The sequence below is a fragment of the Schleiferilactobacillus perolens DSM 12744 genome (assembly GCF_001435585.1).
Taxonomy (GTDB): Bacteria; Bacillota; Bacilli; order Lactobacillales; family Lactobacillaceae; genus Schleiferilactobacillus; species Schleiferilactobacillus perolens.
Window position 1 is genome coordinate 36,345 of record NZ_AZEC01000018.1, and the last position, 15,947, is coordinate 52,291.

Below are 15,947 nucleotides of genomic sequence, written 5' to 3' on the forward strand. Positions count from 1 at the left end.
ACAAATCATTTTGATTTAGAACGAATGCACGTTCGTTTTTGCTTGGGGGACTTGGTATAATATGGCTAGCAATCAATTTCACGGAATACGGTGCTCAAAATAGAGGAAAGCAGGGAACCTAATGCGCTTTTTACACACCGCCGATTGGCATATCGGCAAACGGTTGAATGGATTTGATTTATTAGAAGAACAAGAACACGCTTTTCGCCAGATTCGGCAAATTGCCCAGGCCGAAAAGGTGGACGCCGTCGTGCTGGCTGGCGATGTGTATGATCGGGCGCTGGCCAATGAAGAGTCTGTGGCCACTGTCGACCACATGATTCAGACGTTGAACCTGACCGATCATTTACCGTTGCTGGTGATTAGCGGCAATCATGATAGTCCGGTCCGGTTGGGCACGGGGGCACCGTGGTTTAGTGCGACCCAATACTATTTGCATACCCAGCTGGCGCAGGCACTGGACGAGCCCGTTGTTTTGGGCGATACGCAATTCTTCCTATTACCTTTTTGGCAGCCGTTTGCGGCCCGGGAATATTTCCAAGACGACAGCTTGGCGGATGTGCCCAAGGGAATGGCGGCCATCGTCCAGGCCATGCAGGCCCAGTTTGCACCGGACAAGAAGCATGTTTTAGTGGCCCATTTCTTTGCCGCTGGTTCCAGCCAGACGGATTCCGAGACGACCAGCACGGTAGGGGGCTTAGACGCAGTGCCCGTCGATTTATTAACACCCTTCGATTATGTGGCCCTGGGGCATTTGCACAGCCATCACGCGTTGAATGAGGAAAGAATCAAATACAGCGGTTCGCCGGTGAAGTTTTCCACTTCGGAAGCCAGCGATGAAAAAGGGGTTTGGATCGTGGATACGACCGCTGCGACGGTGACGTGGCGAGCCATCACGCCGCTCCATGATTTGCAGGTGGTGACGGCCAGCTTTGCGGACCTGACCCAACCGGACTTTTTACCGGTCAGCGCCCAAAATGATTTCTTGGCCATTCAGTTGACCGACACCCAGGTGATCCCGAATGTGATGCAGATTCTGCGGCAACAGTATCCGCATATTCTCAGTATCAGCCGGGCTCATGGGCGGGACCGCGCCGATGACACGCCCACCTGGCAAAGCCAACGGAAGTTAGATCCGTTGACTTTGGCGACGGATTTTTATACCGATATGAAAGACGATGCCCCGACGAAACGGCAACAGCAGTGGCTGGCTCAAACCTGGCAAGAGATGGAGGACGCACAATGATTCCGGAAACCCTGACATTAGAGAATTTTGGGCCGTATGTCCAAGAAACGTTGGATTTTCGCCGATTCGCTGAAGTGCCGTTGTTTTTGATTAGCGGTAAGACCGGCAGCGGTAAATCGACCATGTTTGACGCCATGCGTTTCGCTCTTTACGGTGACGGCGGTAGTGACCAAGGCGAGCGGGACGGTTCTTCTCTGCGCAGCAACTTTGCTGGCGCCAGCGATCCTACGGTGGTAACTTTCACCTTTACCCAGGGGGAAAAACGCTACGTCGTGAAACGTCAACCCAAACAGGTCCTGAAAAAAAAGCGGGGCAAGGGTAATAAAATTGTCAACGCTGATGCTGTATTGAGTATTTACGAAGACGGTAAAGAAGTGAATGAGTTCACCAAGACCCGTGATGTGGATACTCGATTGCAGGCGCTGCTTGGTCTCACCGCGGAGCAGTTTACCCAAATCGTACTGCTGCCCCAGGGCGAGTTTCGCCGCTTTTTGAATGCAGATAGTAACGAAAAGGAAGCGGTGCTGCGTCAGTTGTTTGGTACCGGTAAATACCAGCGGTGGGGCGACATTATTCACCGGCATGCAGCCGCGGCCCAGGGCAATGTGGTGAAACTGGAACAGCAGTTGAGTCAGACACTGAGCGGCTTGCCTTGGCCAGCAGAGATGAGCAATCAAGTGACGCCATTTTTGACCAATCCATTGGTGTATTTCAACCAATTGTTCGCGGCCCTCACTGAATTGGTGGCTGCCCAAGCGGCCCAAGTCACGAGCGACCAAACCCAGCAGCAGACGGCACAAAAAGCGCTGACCGCGGCCCAAAATCAATGGCATGCTGGCCAAGAGTTGACGAAGCAACAGCAGGAAGCGGCGCAGCTATTGCAGCAGCAAGCGGCTTTGGACGAACAAAAAGACGATATGGCGGCGTTGGCCAGCCATATTCAGCAGCTGGAATTTGCCCAGACCCTGCAATCTGTCCAGCAGCAACAGATAGATGGGCAGACCCATTTAGCCCAAGCCCAAAGTGGGGAAAAGGCGGCGCAGACACAATTGCAGACTGCTGATGGTGAACTCACAGCGATCAATGCGCAGCTCACCAAGCTCAATGACGCCCAGAAAACGATTGACCAGGCCAAGCGCCAGGCGGATCAGCTGACGGGACTATTGCCGCAGTTTGCCAAAGTGGCCCAGGCAAAAGCAGCGGCGGACCAGGCTGAACGAGCCGCCAAACAAGCGGCTGCGGCTGTGACTGAGCAAAAAACAGCCTTGACGGTCCAGCAAGAAGAATTGGCGAAAGAAAAGGCCGCTGCTGAACAGCTGCCGACTTTAACAGAAGCCAAGGCTGAATTGATTCAACAGGCCGGTGTGTTGGCTGCCAGTCAGGAGCACTTAACCCGGGTGCAGCAGCAGTTAAGTGCCTGGCAGGCTAGTCAGGCTAAACGGCATCAGGCCCACCAGGCCTTGACGGCGGCTCAAGCTGACGAAGAACAAGCCGCTGCGGCTTATCGGCAGACGAAGAGCGACTGGGCGGCGGGACAAATTGCCCGGCTCAGCCAGGATTTGGTACCCGGCACTCCTTGCCCAGTATGCGGCAGCCCGGATCATCCGCACCCCGCGCCGGTGGACGTGGCGGTGCTGGTCAGCGATGCCCAGCTCAAAAAAGCCGAGACCCGGTGGCAAAAGCAAAGCCGGCAAAGCACTCAGTGGGCGACTCAGGTACAGGAGTACACAACCCAGGTGGAAACTGCAGCCGAGCAGTTGCAAAACGCATGGGCGGCTTTTACCAGTGTGCCAGCTCCTGCTGAAGAGGCCTGGACGACGGCCCTAGCCACTGCTCAACAGCATCTCACTGCCCAGCAAGTCGCATTGCGTACCCAGCAGCAGGCCAATGCTGCAGCGTTAAAAACGGCACAAACGGCGCAAAACCAAGTCACTCAGTTACAGAACGGTGTGACACAACTCACCACAGCCGTGGAAACTGCCCAAACCGCAGCCCAAACTGCTAACCAACAAGCCATCGCCGCTAAAACCACCTGGCAGGACGCCCAGGAACAATTGCCTGCAGAATATCCCAATGAAACGGCGCTAAAGCAGGTCATTGCGCAATTAACGGCGCAAATTGACGCTCACACTCAAGCGCTGGCCGCTGCCCAACAGAATAAAGAGACGGCGCAAAACCAAGTGACCCGCCTGACCGCTCAAATTGGCCAACTCCAGCAGGAACAGTCCGATTGGCAGCAGCGCTTAGCCACGTACCAACAAAAAATCACGGCGGCGCTGGCTGCTCACCAGCCAGCCGTGAGCCAGGGCGAATTGGCTGAATTATTAACCGAACTACCGCAACTCGTCACTTTACGTCATCAGTTAACGGACTACCAGAACAGTCAAACGACGGTGACGGCTCAGCTCGCCCAGGTGCAAAAAAATATTGCCGGCCGGCCCCAACCGGATGTGGCCGCACTGCAAGCGGCGGTCACCACGGCCCAGCAAACAGCCGATGCTGCCAGCCAGGCCCTGTATGCCGCCCAAACTGCTCAACAGCAAAGCATGGCAGCCAAAGACCAAATGAAGAAAATGCAGGCGGCTCAAACGGAGCAGCTGCAGGTGGCAGCGGAATGGAATAGCCTGGACGAAACAGTGAATGGGAAGGGTACAATCAAGCTCAGCCTGGAACGATATGTACTCCGGGCGTACCTCAAAGAAGTATTGACCGTAGCCAACCAGCGTCTGGCCCATCTCACTGGCGGCCGGTACGAATTACAACTGCATCGAGAGAATGGGGCGTACGCCACCAACACCGGTCTGGAACTGGATGTCTACGATGACAACGTGGGCGCCACCCGCAGTGTGCATACATTGTCTGGCGGGGAAAGCTTCCTCACCGCCCTTAGTCTGGCTCTGGCGCTGGGCGAAGTGGTGCAAAACGAAAGCGGCGGCATTCAAATTAACGCCCTCTTTGTGGATGAAGGCTTTGGTTCACTGGATGAAGATGCGCTGAACAGCGCCATTGACGCGTTGCAATCCATTGAAGGCAGACAGCGTCTGATCGGCATCATTTCCCATGTCCGTGAACTGCGCCAACAAATTCCCGACCAGTTATGGGTGGAAACAGAGGGCGACGGTCGCAGCCGGCTGCATTATCCCACATCCGCAGAAATCGAGGCGAAGGCCCTATGAAACTTGTTTGTGCCCACTGTACCTTGCGCTGGCCTGTGGCGGATTACATCACCGACGCAGCCGTTCAAAGCGTATGCGTCCTTTGTCGCCGCCACGGGGTCGCGGCGGCGGACTTCGCCAACTCGGCGGCTCAGTTATTTGCGCAAAGTACAGCCCTGACTTATCAAGGTGCAGCGAAAACAACTGGGACACCCTGGCAATTCACTAAAACCGCCCGACGCCAAGCGGAGGGGATCGTGGACAGCTACATGGCGGCCCCGCCAGCGGTCCTAGAAAATATCACCCCAGAGATATTTGGTAATCGCCTGTGGCGGATGCTGCAAACCGAGCATGAAACTTGGCCTCAGGGCGACCTGCGAGTCGTTTTAGCTAGCTGGGGTTATCCTGTGGAGACTTTATTCAATCAAAACACACTGGATTTGACCACCCGCCAATATATTCGGGAAAAGTACCGCCACATCTGCCAATATTGCGGCCGTTACGGCAACAGTGTGGACCACATGGACCCTGTCAGCCACAGCGGCAATAACAATATCGCCAACCTGACGCTGGCCTGCGCAGAATGCAACCAGCTAAAGGGCGACATGCCCTATGCCGATTTCATGCGGATCGATCAGACCACCGCACCGCTGAAAGCCGACTTGCGTCGATTGGAAAAGACACAAAAAGCGCTCAAACAGCACCTGCTGGATTTGCAAGGCCAATTAGCCGCACTGACCCACCAAGCTGCCGATCCGACGGCCCCGGGAGCAGATGCTTTGCGGCAAAAGATTAAGGAGAACCAGGATTTGGTGGATCAATCCCGAGCGGATAGCATGAAGATCAGCCAACTGCGTGGCCGGTATGTGCAAAGCCAGTGGACGGTGGCGCAGTATCGGGAAGAGACGCGTGGTTGGTAATTGATAGTCAGGTGCAACATTAAAATGCCTCTGTAAAAACAAACGCAATATTGTTTTTACAGAGGCGTTTTTTGCTGCAGTGGCGCAAGTCAATTGTACTGAGTCTGGAGAGTGGTAGTATAAAAAGAGTTGAGAGCATTACTTTATTAGCTTTCATGTGATTGATCGAAATTCGTGGAGGGAGTTTTAACGACAAATTGAATAAAATTATTCATTCAGAATGGCTTTACTTTACATATATTGGGATGGCTTTGATAATTTACCGACTGACTTTTGCCACAATTGCGACAACTCACGTTACGATGTATCTTGTCGCGGAAGTTATCGCCACCATTGTATTGGTGGGACTGCTAATGCTCAATCAGAATAATCGCGGTGCATTGCGCCACGCACCGAAAAAGAAAAGCCTCACTGCAATCTCTGCAAAACAATTTCTAGGCTGGCTTGCGGTGATTACTTTTCTGCAGTTTCTCTTCGACCCTTATATGTTTGGCATTTTGAGCCGCCTGTACAAAATGCTTGGGCCATCCCAAGTACAAGACGTGAGTCAATATTTTGCTTTGCCAAACCTGACAGATACTGGCAATTTGCTAATTACATGTATAATTGCCCCGATTTTCGAAGAGATATTGTTTCGGGGCTTATTATTAAATGCCATGGTGCGATATGGTGAATACTTTTCCGTTGTTTCGTCCAGTATTGCATTCGGCGTTGCCCATGGGAGCTTTATTCAGGGCACATTCGCTTTTCTTTGCGGAGTCCTGTTTGGGACCGTGTACCTGCAATATGGGCTAAAAGCCACGATACCCTTACATATGTTAACGAATATATTGTTCGGTACGTTATTGGACAATGTGTTCTACGCGTCAGGTATTTTGAATAATCAAATTATCCTCGTTCTGGTTGTTGCTTTTTGTATTACTTTTGCAATTGGCATTCTATACCGCTGGTTTACGCGACAAGCTAAAGTGGCAGTTAATTATAAAACTATGGCTTGGCTGCTGCTGTCTCCGTCATGGTGGTTGTACGTTGTATTTTCCATGTAGTGTTTGCAAACCGGTTTCTGGCAAGCATATTGTCACAATGAGCCACTGAGGCTATTTTTGATGACTGGCGTGTTTAAACAACCGCCAATAAATCACCTGGGCAATGATAAATATGGCGATACCCGCGGGCCAGATTATTTTGGCAGTCAAGTCCCACTTACCGTTGGTTGCCACTAACACCAGCAGTATAGTGGCGATAAATTGATACAGTGTCTGCCAGACGAATTCTTTTGTGGTTGCTGCACGTTTGTTGATGACCGCCAGCTTGCCAGTTAGTCCAAGCAACAGCTCAATTCCAATAAAGATGACCAAGGCCCCGATACTAATCAACGAATTTGCTCCTCCCTTTTTGTTTGTCGTGTCGTTTTTGAAGTATCCATATTATCACCTGATATTTACCCTTTTTGCAATCAATTGTTAAAGTGCATAAGTAAGAGATTTCTCAGGCACAGTCTGTATGCCCTTACAGCACAATGCAGTATAATATGCGCATGGAGAGACAGAGCGGGATGGGGGTGAACGCGATGAGCGGAAGGCCACATGGGCACCGGATTCTACACATTGTCCTGATTGTAATCGCTGCAATTATTGTGTTGACTGGAATTCTCACCTACATTGCATTTCATAGTTAGTCAGCCCGAGTCATGGAGGAAATCACACCGATGAAGAGACAACCAAAAGCAGCGCAAAAGAAAAACGACGAAAGCTTTGCCCGGTGGTTATGGCAAACGTTGGCCCTGACGATTGTCTTTATTGGGGTGGTCTTCACGCTGTTCACCTTCATACTGTCCAACAATCAAGTGTCCGGGATATCGATGCAACCCACCTTTGAATCCGGTGACCGGTTGATTGCCCTGCGCCACACTCAAGTCCACCGTGGCGACATCGTTGTTTTAAAAGCACCGGATCGCGCCAATACCTTGTACATTAAACGGGTGATTGGTATGCCGGGTGATACATTGGCCTCCAAAGACGATGTGATGTACATCAACGGCAAAGAATATGCCCAACCATTTTTGGACGATTACAAGGCACAGTTGCCCACGGGGATCCTTTACACTGATGACTTCTCGCTGCAGTCGCGCCAACTGGGGGATAAAGTCTCTGCAGGAAGCTATTTCGTAATGGGCGATCACCGCAATTCTTCCAGAGACAGCCGCGTGTTTGGCTACGTCAAAAAGTCCGCCATTGTGGGTGTGGTCAAATGGCGTTATTGGCCGATCAACCAGATGCGGGGATTTTGACAACTCAGGCACGAAATTAGCGACTAAGTCCAGTATTACCACAGGCGGTGCTCTCTATTTGGGGCATCGCTTTTGGATTCGTAATGACTTTCGGTTGTTAAAGAGAAATAGTCCCTGTGCCCAAAAAGCCCTTGGCGATGACTGTCAAAGGCTTTTTGGGTTATGAGGAAGCTGTAGATTCGGCTATGATCGGCATTGATTTTAACTTGGAAACTGTCGGTGATCCGATGTGGAAACTAAGACAAAGGGTGCCGGCCAATTGTTATTCCAGTGCTATTTTTTTGGTTCGATCATTCGTGAATTCCAATATTGCTTGTGGGTTATCGGATCGTGGCATTATGGTGCCATTGGGGCGCTTGATCTGGCCAGACGATAGTGTTTGATAACGCAGTTTGATACCTCTGTTCGTCATCTTGCTCCACGGAATTACTTTTTTAGTGTAGATCGCATAGCTATCCGAATCAGATACTTCGGTGCTAAAGTACATCCCGTCGTTTTTTGGCGTGATAGTGATGGTGGTCCCATTGTGCGTCGATGTCACCGAGACTTTGGCGTCGTCAAGCGCCGCTGGATTAACTTGAGAATTACCGCGTATCCAGAAGAATCCGGCGGTGACTAAAATTGCAGCGACAAGTAAAAATATGACTCTTTTTTTCATTGATTTCGCTCCTATTTCAAACTGTCGATCAGTTTCTTTTTCTTCACTGCTGAAACACCCCAAAGCGTGGAAATGGCGATGGTGATGAGCAGGACGCCAATGATGATGAGCTGATTGGACAAGGTGTAGAGATTGTCAAAGTATCTACCGTAAGCTGTGCGATCCAATACGAACCGCTTCAGTACAAAGGTGACGACCATTGCACCGGCATAGATCGCGACGAATTGATTGAATATTTCTAGCGCAATAATTTTCTTGACGTCTTTTTTCTGATAGCCAAGGCTGAATAAAATACCCAATTCTTTCCGGCGCTGGGCAATCGATTGTTTGTTCAAGAAGACAAAAATCAGCGTGAGCAAAGCCGCCACAATCGCAATTCCCGCGACCAACGAAAGCACTAACTGACGATAGGTGACAGCAAATTCACCGTGGGTCAATGCATAGCGAGATTGTTGTTGATAATAAGGAAATAGGCGGCGCACCGCTTTTGAAATTTTAGGAACATCTTCCTTGCGATTGGCAACAATTAACATACCGGGTTTCCCCAGACCGACACTTTTTCGATATGATGCGTACGATCCAATAATATTGGCGACATACTTCTTAGTCGCCTCGTTTTCCGTCATGAACTCCTTATCTTCGTTGTATGATTTACGCGAGCGCAGCATGGCCAGATCGGTTAGGTCCTGATACTTGGTATAGAGTCCAAACGCTCGTTCAGAGCCAATTCGGACACCGGGTGCTAAGCTGTTTTGGTAATCAGTTCGATAAACGCCAGAGATTCGATATTGCTTTTTCTGAAACTGGTTATGAGAATCTTTGACATGAAGTTTTACCAGCGACGTCTGGTTTCCGGTAAGCGATAAATATTTGTGATAAAAATCGGGAACCAAAATTTCGTTATTTTTCTCGGGGTAGCGCCCACCCACAACTTCCAAGCGTCGCGGGTTATAGTATTTTGTGTTTTCCGGCGACAAAAACATGCTTTGAAAGGTTAATTGAATCTTTTCTGGCGCAGTGCTGTAACTTCGAAACTTCTTAAATTCTTCTGGTAAGTCCTGCTTTTGCAATGCCTCCTGTAGTTCGTTGCGGTCAGGATCCAGGATGAGGTTGCCAGAACTGAACAGGACAACTTTGGCCACACTGTTCACTTGGCTAACGGCCTGAACATCGTCTTTTGAGAAGTATATTCGATGGCCATCCGTAGAAGATTGCACTCCCCGTTGGTTTAGCTTCTTCTGGTAATCAACGGTAAATTTTTCAGTATCAATATAGACGACATTCTCGCCCAATCCTTTAAATACATCAGTGAAACTATCCACGGAGGCTTGTTTGTACCCGGAAAGAATAAGGATAAACACTGACAGAATGAGCATCAGCGGAATACTGGTCAGCACCAGCGCCTTCCAGTTATTAAACAAGTCCAGCCGGATATAATTACCCAGTGTGGCCCAGGGGGTATGGCTGTTCCTCATCCGGGCGGCACTTCTTGTCGCAGAGCTTGGGGCTGATGGATTTGATACCTGTCTTTCGGTGATCAGTTGGCCGTGTTGCAGACGGAGGATGTTGTCCGAGAATGGTAGGATGCGTTCATCATGGGTAATGATGTAAATACTGATGCCGCTAGTTTTAATTTTCTCCAGATAATGCATCAATTCCGCGGTGTTATTGGCATCCAGGTTTCCTGTCGGTTCGTCCATCAGCAACACTTCAGGTTTGTTGAGGAGTGCGCGGGCGATGGCTACCCGTTGTTTTTGACCACCACTAATATCCCGTACCTTGGTTTGCACAATATCCGTCAATCCCAGTAGTTGAATTAATGGCGCCGCGCGCTTGCTATACGAGTCAGCGTAATCTCGATTTGAGAAGGTCAAGTTTTCTGCCACCGTAAAGTTCTCGAGTAGTTTAAAGTCTTGGTAAACCATCTGAATTTTTCGGCTGCGCAAGTAATCCCACTCTTGGTCTGAATAGGCATGGGCTTCCCGGCCGTTAATGAGATAGCGGCCTTCATACTTTTGGTCAATCCCAAAGAGAATATTCAGCAAGGTCGATTTCCCAGCACCGCTATCACCAATAATTGACGTAATTTGAGATTTGGCATCAAAGCGTTGACTAATTTGCTTCAGCACAACTTTTGATCCATATTTTTTAGTCAGTTTTTCAAACTTCAGCTCCACTTAAATCCTCCTTTAGTACGCAGCCGCTGCGCTTGTCCGCTGGCTAGATGGTCCAGATCGATATCACTCAAACAGCCCAGGATACAAATTTCCGTACCTAGGCTGCATAAAAGGTGGCACATCGAACCAGGGATCATGACGCGTACTGGCGGTCTTCTCATACGTGTATTTATTCGGGCACGGTGGCCCAGCGGCTGTTTCGTTATTGCTCATCTTTACACGCTTAATTCTAGCAGTGTACAATAAGCGCATACATTAATGTATGCTATTTTGACATAGAAGAGGGATAAAGCTTGAAGCAATCGGCGCTGTTGCGGAAAATAAGGCTTGATAAACAGGTCACCCAGAAGCAATTGACCCAAGGAATTTGTTCGAGAAGTTCCTTGGCCACTTTTGAGTCAAGCAAGACAGCGAATTGCCTGTCTTCTGAATTCTTACTCCTGTTTCTCGACCGGTTAAATGTGCCAGTTGATGAGTTTGTCTTCCATATGCAGATGAATAGTGAAAAGAACGCCTGCCTTGATCAGCTGTCTAGTTATATCAAGCAACGGCCTATGGGGGAGGAGTTGCGGCTGCTCGCGGAACGTTGTTATGAAAAATATGACCAATCCGGCGATGTTTTTTGGCTGTGCTACGGATTCAAGGCGTCCGAAATGTATCAGCAGCAACACCGGGATCCTTTTTGCTATCAAGAATTCAAAGCGGAAATGGCCGCTGACCTGCAGGTGTTGCAAGATTATTTGATTAGCGTGCAAAACTGGGGCAGTTTTGAGTTTCGCGTATTTGGCAATATCATTCAGTACTTGCCAACGACTTACATCACCACCATATTCGAATCATTGCCTGAAAAAATCGATCTGGCGTATCCACCAAACCGAACGCTTTTTTTGAACCTAATTGTGAATATGGAGATTCACTTTATTGAAATAGGCGATTTCATAGCCATCCGAAAGATCCTTCATGAATCGTCACCCTATTTTTCCTACAAAAATCTCCACTTCAAAATTATCAGTCGGTTTATTGGCGACTTGTTGGTCGAGTTAGAGACAGACCAGCATACCATCAAGCGGTATCGATATCTGAAAATATACCAAGAAATGGGATTTGATGGGTATTACGAAACCCTGATGAACTTCCGCCAGCGGCAGCTTAAACACCATAGTGACTGAAGTTAGAGCTGCCGCCAGGTGACCGCGATCGAATGTACGGGGTTATTGTCAAAGTGAAGTCAACGTTTCCGCTTGTCGTACAGGATATACCAAATCCCCAGTACAATAATGCCCAGTAGTGACCAAATAATCGTCCAAAACCACGCGTCGTGCCGATCGGCGTAAGGCAAGGCGACATTCATCCCGTAGAAACCAGTGATCACTGGCGGAATCATCAGCACAATGCTCCATACGGTCAAGAAACGCATGGTGTCGTTCAAATTATTGTTGAGGACATTGCTGAAGCCGCTGGTGACCCGGTCGATGATGTCGGCGGCAATCTGGGCCATTTCGCGACCCTGTTGAATTTCCACCAGGACATCATTGAGCCGATCGGTTTCGGTGGCGTCCAGATCCAGTGGGTCTGTGGATGAATTGGTGGCCAGACGGAACCGTTCGACGGCAATGAGATTGTTGTTTTCGGCCGTGGTTAAATACACCGTTTGCTGGGACAGCTGGGTCAACGCTTCAACTTGATCGTTTGAAGGCCGCCGGTGCCATGTTTCTAATTTATCGCGGTGATCGTTGATGGCGTCAATGACGTCGAAATAGTCGGTGGCCAGGCTGAAGAGTAAATCGAACAAGACTAAGAAAATGGACCGATCCAACTGCGCTGCATTTTGAATCACGTCTTTCAACTCGTCGGTGACTTGATTGCCCGCTGGATTTTGGATAAAACTGATCAGTCGTTCGTCGTTAAAGACAAAGGTGATCGGCAGGGTGATGAAGCCGCCGTCCACCGCCGCTTGTTTATTGGCAAACCGAAAAACCAGCAGCCAATATTTGTTTCCGGCGTCATATTCCAGGCGGGCCCGTTCCCGGACATCTTCTAAATAAGGAATGAACTTCTTAGGCAAACCGCAGTCGGTGTGCAATTTTTGGTAGTCACTGGGTGTCGGTGCCGTGACGGCGATCCACTCCTGCTGGTGGGGTAATGTGTGTTTTTCGATCATGACGGGGAAACCTCCAAAAAAATTTCTATGGTTCCATTATACCGATACCACGCGGATTGCGGAGAATTGTTCTGGCGGGTTCGTGAAAAAGTTGGTGAAGAGGGGTTGACAGTGAATAGTGGGGCAGTGTAAGCTATGAAGCATATTAAATATATGAGTTTTTCCTCATTTAGGAGTGTGTTACTATGCAAGACACGATAACAACACAACTCAATAACCGATTTTATTACGGCTATTTTAGATAGCTGGTTTGTACCCATCAGGGATGCAAACCTAGCGTTTGTATCTATGATGGCCGTACGAGTTTTCGTGCACTGCCACATGGATCGAGATAATCGATGTGGCCGGTGCTAAAAAGAGAAATTTTTTGGGCCGTTTCCATCGATTGTCAAAGTCGATGGAAACGGCATTTTTTATGCCTTCGGCCGTGCCGCCAGGGAAAAGCTGATTGTTGGAAAAGAAAATGGAGGTTCGGCATGAAAAAACGATATTGGTATCTAGGGCTCGTGAGTATGGCGTTACTGTTGGTATTAGGCGCATGCGGTAAGGCCCAAGGCACGAGCGATAAAAAAATCAAAATTGGCATTTTGCAATTAATGAACCAAACGGCACTGGATGATGCCCGTAAAGGATTCATCGCTGAGCTGGCCAAGGAAGGTTACAAGGACGGCAAAAACATCACCATTCATTATGTGAACGCCCAAAACGATCAGGCCAATCTCAAGAGCATGAGCGAACAATTGGCGAAGGATAAGAATACGGTGAACCTGGCCATTGCGACCCCGGCTGCCCAAGCCTTACTGCAAGCAGACAAGGATACGCCGCAACTGTTCACCGCCATCACTGATCCGGTGGCCGCCAAACTAGTGAAAAGCATGAAGAACCCTGGCAGCAACGTCACGGGCACCAGCGATCTAGTGCCAGTTTCTGGACAAATCAAGCTGCTGCACGAACTGTTCCCCAAGGCCAAGACCATCGGCTTGTTGTACAACGCGGCTGAACCGAACTCGCTAGTCCAAGTGAAGATGGCCAAAGCCGCCATCGCCAAGCTGGGGTTGAAGAGCACGGCGACCACCGTAGCCAGCACCAACGATGTGTCCCAGGCAATGACCGCCTTGGCGGGCAAAGCTGATGCCATCTATGTTCCGGCCGACAATGTCGTGGCCGCGTCCATGGCCACTGTCGGTAAGATTTCTGCAGAACAAAAGGTGCCGGTTATTCCGGCTGCCAGCACCATGGTCCCGGCCGGTGGTGTCGCTACCAATGGGATTGATTACAAAAAGCTCGGTGCTCAAACTGCCCAGATGGCCATTAAGATCATCAAGGGCAAGAAGGCCAAAGATTTACCTGTTGAACTGCCAAAAGACATCAGCTTGGTTGTGAACCAGAAGCTGGCAAAGACATTCGACATTGATCCAGACAAAATTGTGAACGACGCAAAATAAAAACAAAACGGACCCGGATAAGAGTCCCTGGGAGGATTTTTGATGATGAAAAAGCATAAGCGTTTATGGTTAGTCTTTACGTTGGCGTTGGCCCTATTGGTCAGTGCATGCGGCAATAAGCAGAGCAATGCCAGTGGGAAAGACGCCAAAGTCAAAGTCGGCATTTTACAATTGATGGATCAAAGTGCGCTGGATCAGGCCCGTAAAGGATTCATCGCCGAACTGAAAAAGGAAGGCTACACCGAGGGCAAGAACTTGACCATTGATTACGTCAATGCCCAAAACGACCAATCGAACTTGAAGAGCATGAGTGAGAAGCTGGCTAAGGATAAAAACACTGTCAATGTGGCCATTGCGACACCAGCCGCCCAGGCGTTGATGCAAGCGGATAAAGATACGCCGCAGCTGTTCACGGCCATCACCGATCCCGTTTCCGCCGGTTTGACCACCAGCATGAAGAAGCCCAGCGGTAACGTCACTGGAACCAGTGATATGGTGCCAGTAGCGGGTCAAATCAAGCTGCTGCATCAATTGTTCCCGAAGGCGAAAAAGATCGGCCTGCTCTACAATGCGGCTGAGCCCAATTCGGTTTACGCCATTAAGCTTGCCCAGGCGGCGATTAAGAAATTAGGCCTGCAGGCGGTTTCGAAGACTGTGGCCACCACAGCGGATGTTCAACAAACCGCCACGGCCCTGGCCAGCCAAGTCGACGCCATCTACATTCCGGCGGATAATGTCTTAACAGCCGCCATGGCCACTGTCGGCAAGGTGTCTGAAGATAAGAAAGTCCCCGTCATCCCCGCCACTGGCCCCATGGTCCAACTTGGCGGCGTGGCCACCAACGGGATCGACTACACGAAACTGGGCGCCCAAACCGCCCAGATGGCTGTGAAGATCATCAAGGGTAAAAAAGTTGCCGACATGCCAGTGGAAACACCCAAGGATGTGAGCCTGGTCGTGAACCAAAAGTTGGCGAAACTGTTCAAAGTGGACCCCGCTAAAGTCGCTGGCGATAAGTAAAAAATAGGAGGTTGGGAATGATTGTCGATTTAGTAGTCAAACATCATTATCAGTGATCAAATACGATTATTAACGTCACTTGCGCTGATCCGTTGCCGGTTCCTGGGAGAGACAAAAAAGGTTGAGCACAGAAGGAGACAAACGTACATTCGATCCGGTATCCTTGAATTATGAGGAGGTGAATCGAATGCCCATCAAAACTCACAAGCTTCGTATCTACCCCAACGCGGAAATGAAGACTATCATCACTGAATTAATGGATTACAACCGCTTCTGCTGGAATCGTGGTTTAGAAACTTGGTATGACATGTACAACACATCTCTACTTCTGGTAGACAAGAAAATGCGGCCCAGTGAACGCAAAGTCCGTGATGAACTGGTGGAAAACAAAGCGCGCTGGCAGCGCCGGCTATCTGCGCGGGTGCTTCAAACTGCGATTCATCGTCTGCACCAAGCCTGGCAAAACTTCTTTAATCCCAACATGCCGGATGCTCACAAGCCCAAGTTCCACAGTAAGCGGGACCCCAAGCAAAGTTTTACGACTGATCGGGCCAAAGTGGCGGGGAAATTTCTCAAGCTGGATCGACCCCAGAAGACCATGCATCACTTCACCAAGATCAAAATGGCTGAAGCACTGCGTTTTACTGGCCAGATCAAAACCGTGACGATAACCAAGCGCGGCAACAAGTTCTATGCCAGTATCAACGTATTGGTTGAGGATGCGCCCAGACCGACTTTTTCTGAGAGTTGGGATATTGGCGGAATTGATCTCAATGTCGGCCATATTAACTGGAATGGCGGTGTGGTGAACACTTTCACCGCGCGGGTGGCCGCTCTTCATCAGCGGATAAAGGTGTATCAAAAACAACTGAATC

At 49.6% G+C, this 15,947-nt stretch carries 13 protein-coding genes; 9 read left to right on the forward strand and 4 right to left on the reverse strand.

The window, feature by feature from the left end:
• Positions 1–121: 121 nt before the first annotated feature.
• The 4 genes from FD09_RS13790 to FD09_RS13805 all read left to right on the forward strand — a co-directional run bounded on the left by FD09_RS13790 (position 122) and on the right by FD09_RS13805 (position 6,367).
• Entirely contained in the window at positions 122–1,246 is a 1,125-nt protein-coding gene (locus FD09_RS13790) for an exonuclease SbcCD subunit D (RefSeq protein ID WP_057822277.1), read from the forward strand.
• Positions 1,243–4,422, forward strand: coding sequence for an AAA family ATPase (locus FD09_RS13795; RefSeq protein ID WP_057822278.1), 3,180 nt, complete (start codon positions 1,243–1,245; stop codon positions 4,420–4,422). The genes FD09_RS13790 and FD09_RS13795 overlap by 4 nt, the downstream gene beginning before the upstream one ends.
• Positions 4,419–5,321 (forward strand): HNH endonuclease, encoded by a 903-nt coding sequence (locus FD09_RS13800; RefSeq protein WP_057822279.1) that lies wholly within the window; start codon positions 4,419–4,421, stop codon positions 5,319–5,321. Before FD09_RS13795 ends, FD09_RS13800 begins: the two co-directional genes overlap by 4 nt.
• Positions 5,322–5,482: 161 nt before the next feature.
• Complete coding sequence (locus FD09_RS13805; RefSeq protein WP_162261527.1) at positions 5,483–6,367, forward strand: CPBP family intramembrane glutamic endopeptidase; 885 nt, start codon at positions 5,483–5,485, stop codon at positions 6,365–6,367.
• Positions 6,368–6,418: 51 nt separating this feature from the next.
• Here FD09_RS13805 and FD09_RS13810 read toward each other — a convergent pair whose 3' ends face one another.
• Positions 6,419–6,697, reverse strand: coding sequence for a hypothetical protein (locus tag FD09_RS13810; RefSeq protein WP_057822281.1), 279 nt, complete (start codon positions 6,695–6,697; stop codon positions 6,419–6,421).
• 332 nt (positions 6,698–7,029) lie between these two features.
• Here FD09_RS13810 and lepB point away from each other — a divergent pair, with 332 nt between their 5' ends.
• On the forward strand, positions 7,030–7,611 hold the full coding sequence (lepB, locus tag FD09_RS13815) for a signal peptidase I (RefSeq protein ID WP_057822282.1): 582 nt from the start codon (positions 7,030–7,032) through the stop codon (positions 7,609–7,611).
• Between the two features lie 262 nt (positions 7,612–7,873).
• Here the strand turns inward: lepB and FD09_RS13820 are convergent, their stop codons facing one another.
• Positions 7,874–8,269, reverse strand: coding sequence for a hypothetical protein (locus FD09_RS13820; protein ID WP_057822283.1), 396 nt, complete (start codon positions 8,267–8,269; stop codon positions 7,874–7,876).
• Between the two features lie 11 nt (positions 8,270–8,280).
• Complete coding sequence (locus FD09_RS13825) at positions 8,281–10,446, reverse strand: ABC transporter ATP-binding protein/permease (protein ID WP_057822284.1); 2,166 nt, start codon at positions 10,444–10,446, stop codon at positions 8,281–8,283.
• Positions 10,447–10,739: 293 nt separating this feature from the next.
• On the opposite strand from FD09_RS13825, the gene FD09_RS13830 reads away from it, so the two are divergent.
• Complete coding sequence (locus FD09_RS13830; RefSeq protein ID WP_057822285.1) at positions 10,740–11,615, forward strand: Rgg family transcriptional regulator; 876 nt, start codon at positions 10,740–10,742, stop codon at positions 11,613–11,615.
• 59 nt (positions 11,616–11,674) lie between these two features.
• On the opposite strand, the gene FD09_RS13835 is transcribed toward FD09_RS13830, so the two are convergent.
• The gene (locus FD09_RS13835) at positions 11,675–12,607 is read right to left on the reverse strand and encodes a magnesium transporter CorA family protein (RefSeq protein WP_057822286.1); all 933 of its coding nucleotides are present in this window, start codon (positions 12,605–12,607) and stop codon (positions 11,675–11,677) included.
• A 476-nt stretch (positions 12,608–13,083) separates the two neighbouring features.
• On the opposite strand from FD09_RS13835, the gene FD09_RS13840 reads away from it, so the two are divergent.
• The 3 genes from FD09_RS13840 to FD09_RS13850 all read left to right on the forward strand — a co-directional run.
• A complete protein-coding gene (locus FD09_RS13840) occupies positions 13,084–14,052 on the forward strand; it encodes an ABC transporter substrate-binding protein (RefSeq protein ID WP_057822287.1) in 969 nt (322 codons plus the stop codon).
• Between the two features lie 45 nt (positions 14,053–14,097).
• Complete coding sequence (locus tag FD09_RS13845; RefSeq protein WP_057822291.1) at positions 14,098–15,072, forward strand: ABC transporter substrate-binding protein; 975 nt, start codon at positions 14,098–14,100, stop codon at positions 15,070–15,072.
• Between the two features lie 187 nt (positions 15,073–15,259).
• A partial coding sequence (locus FD09_RS13850; protein ID WP_157053840.1) for an RNA-guided endonuclease InsQ/TnpB family protein occupies positions 15,260–15,947 on the forward strand: 688 nt, incomplete at its 3' end.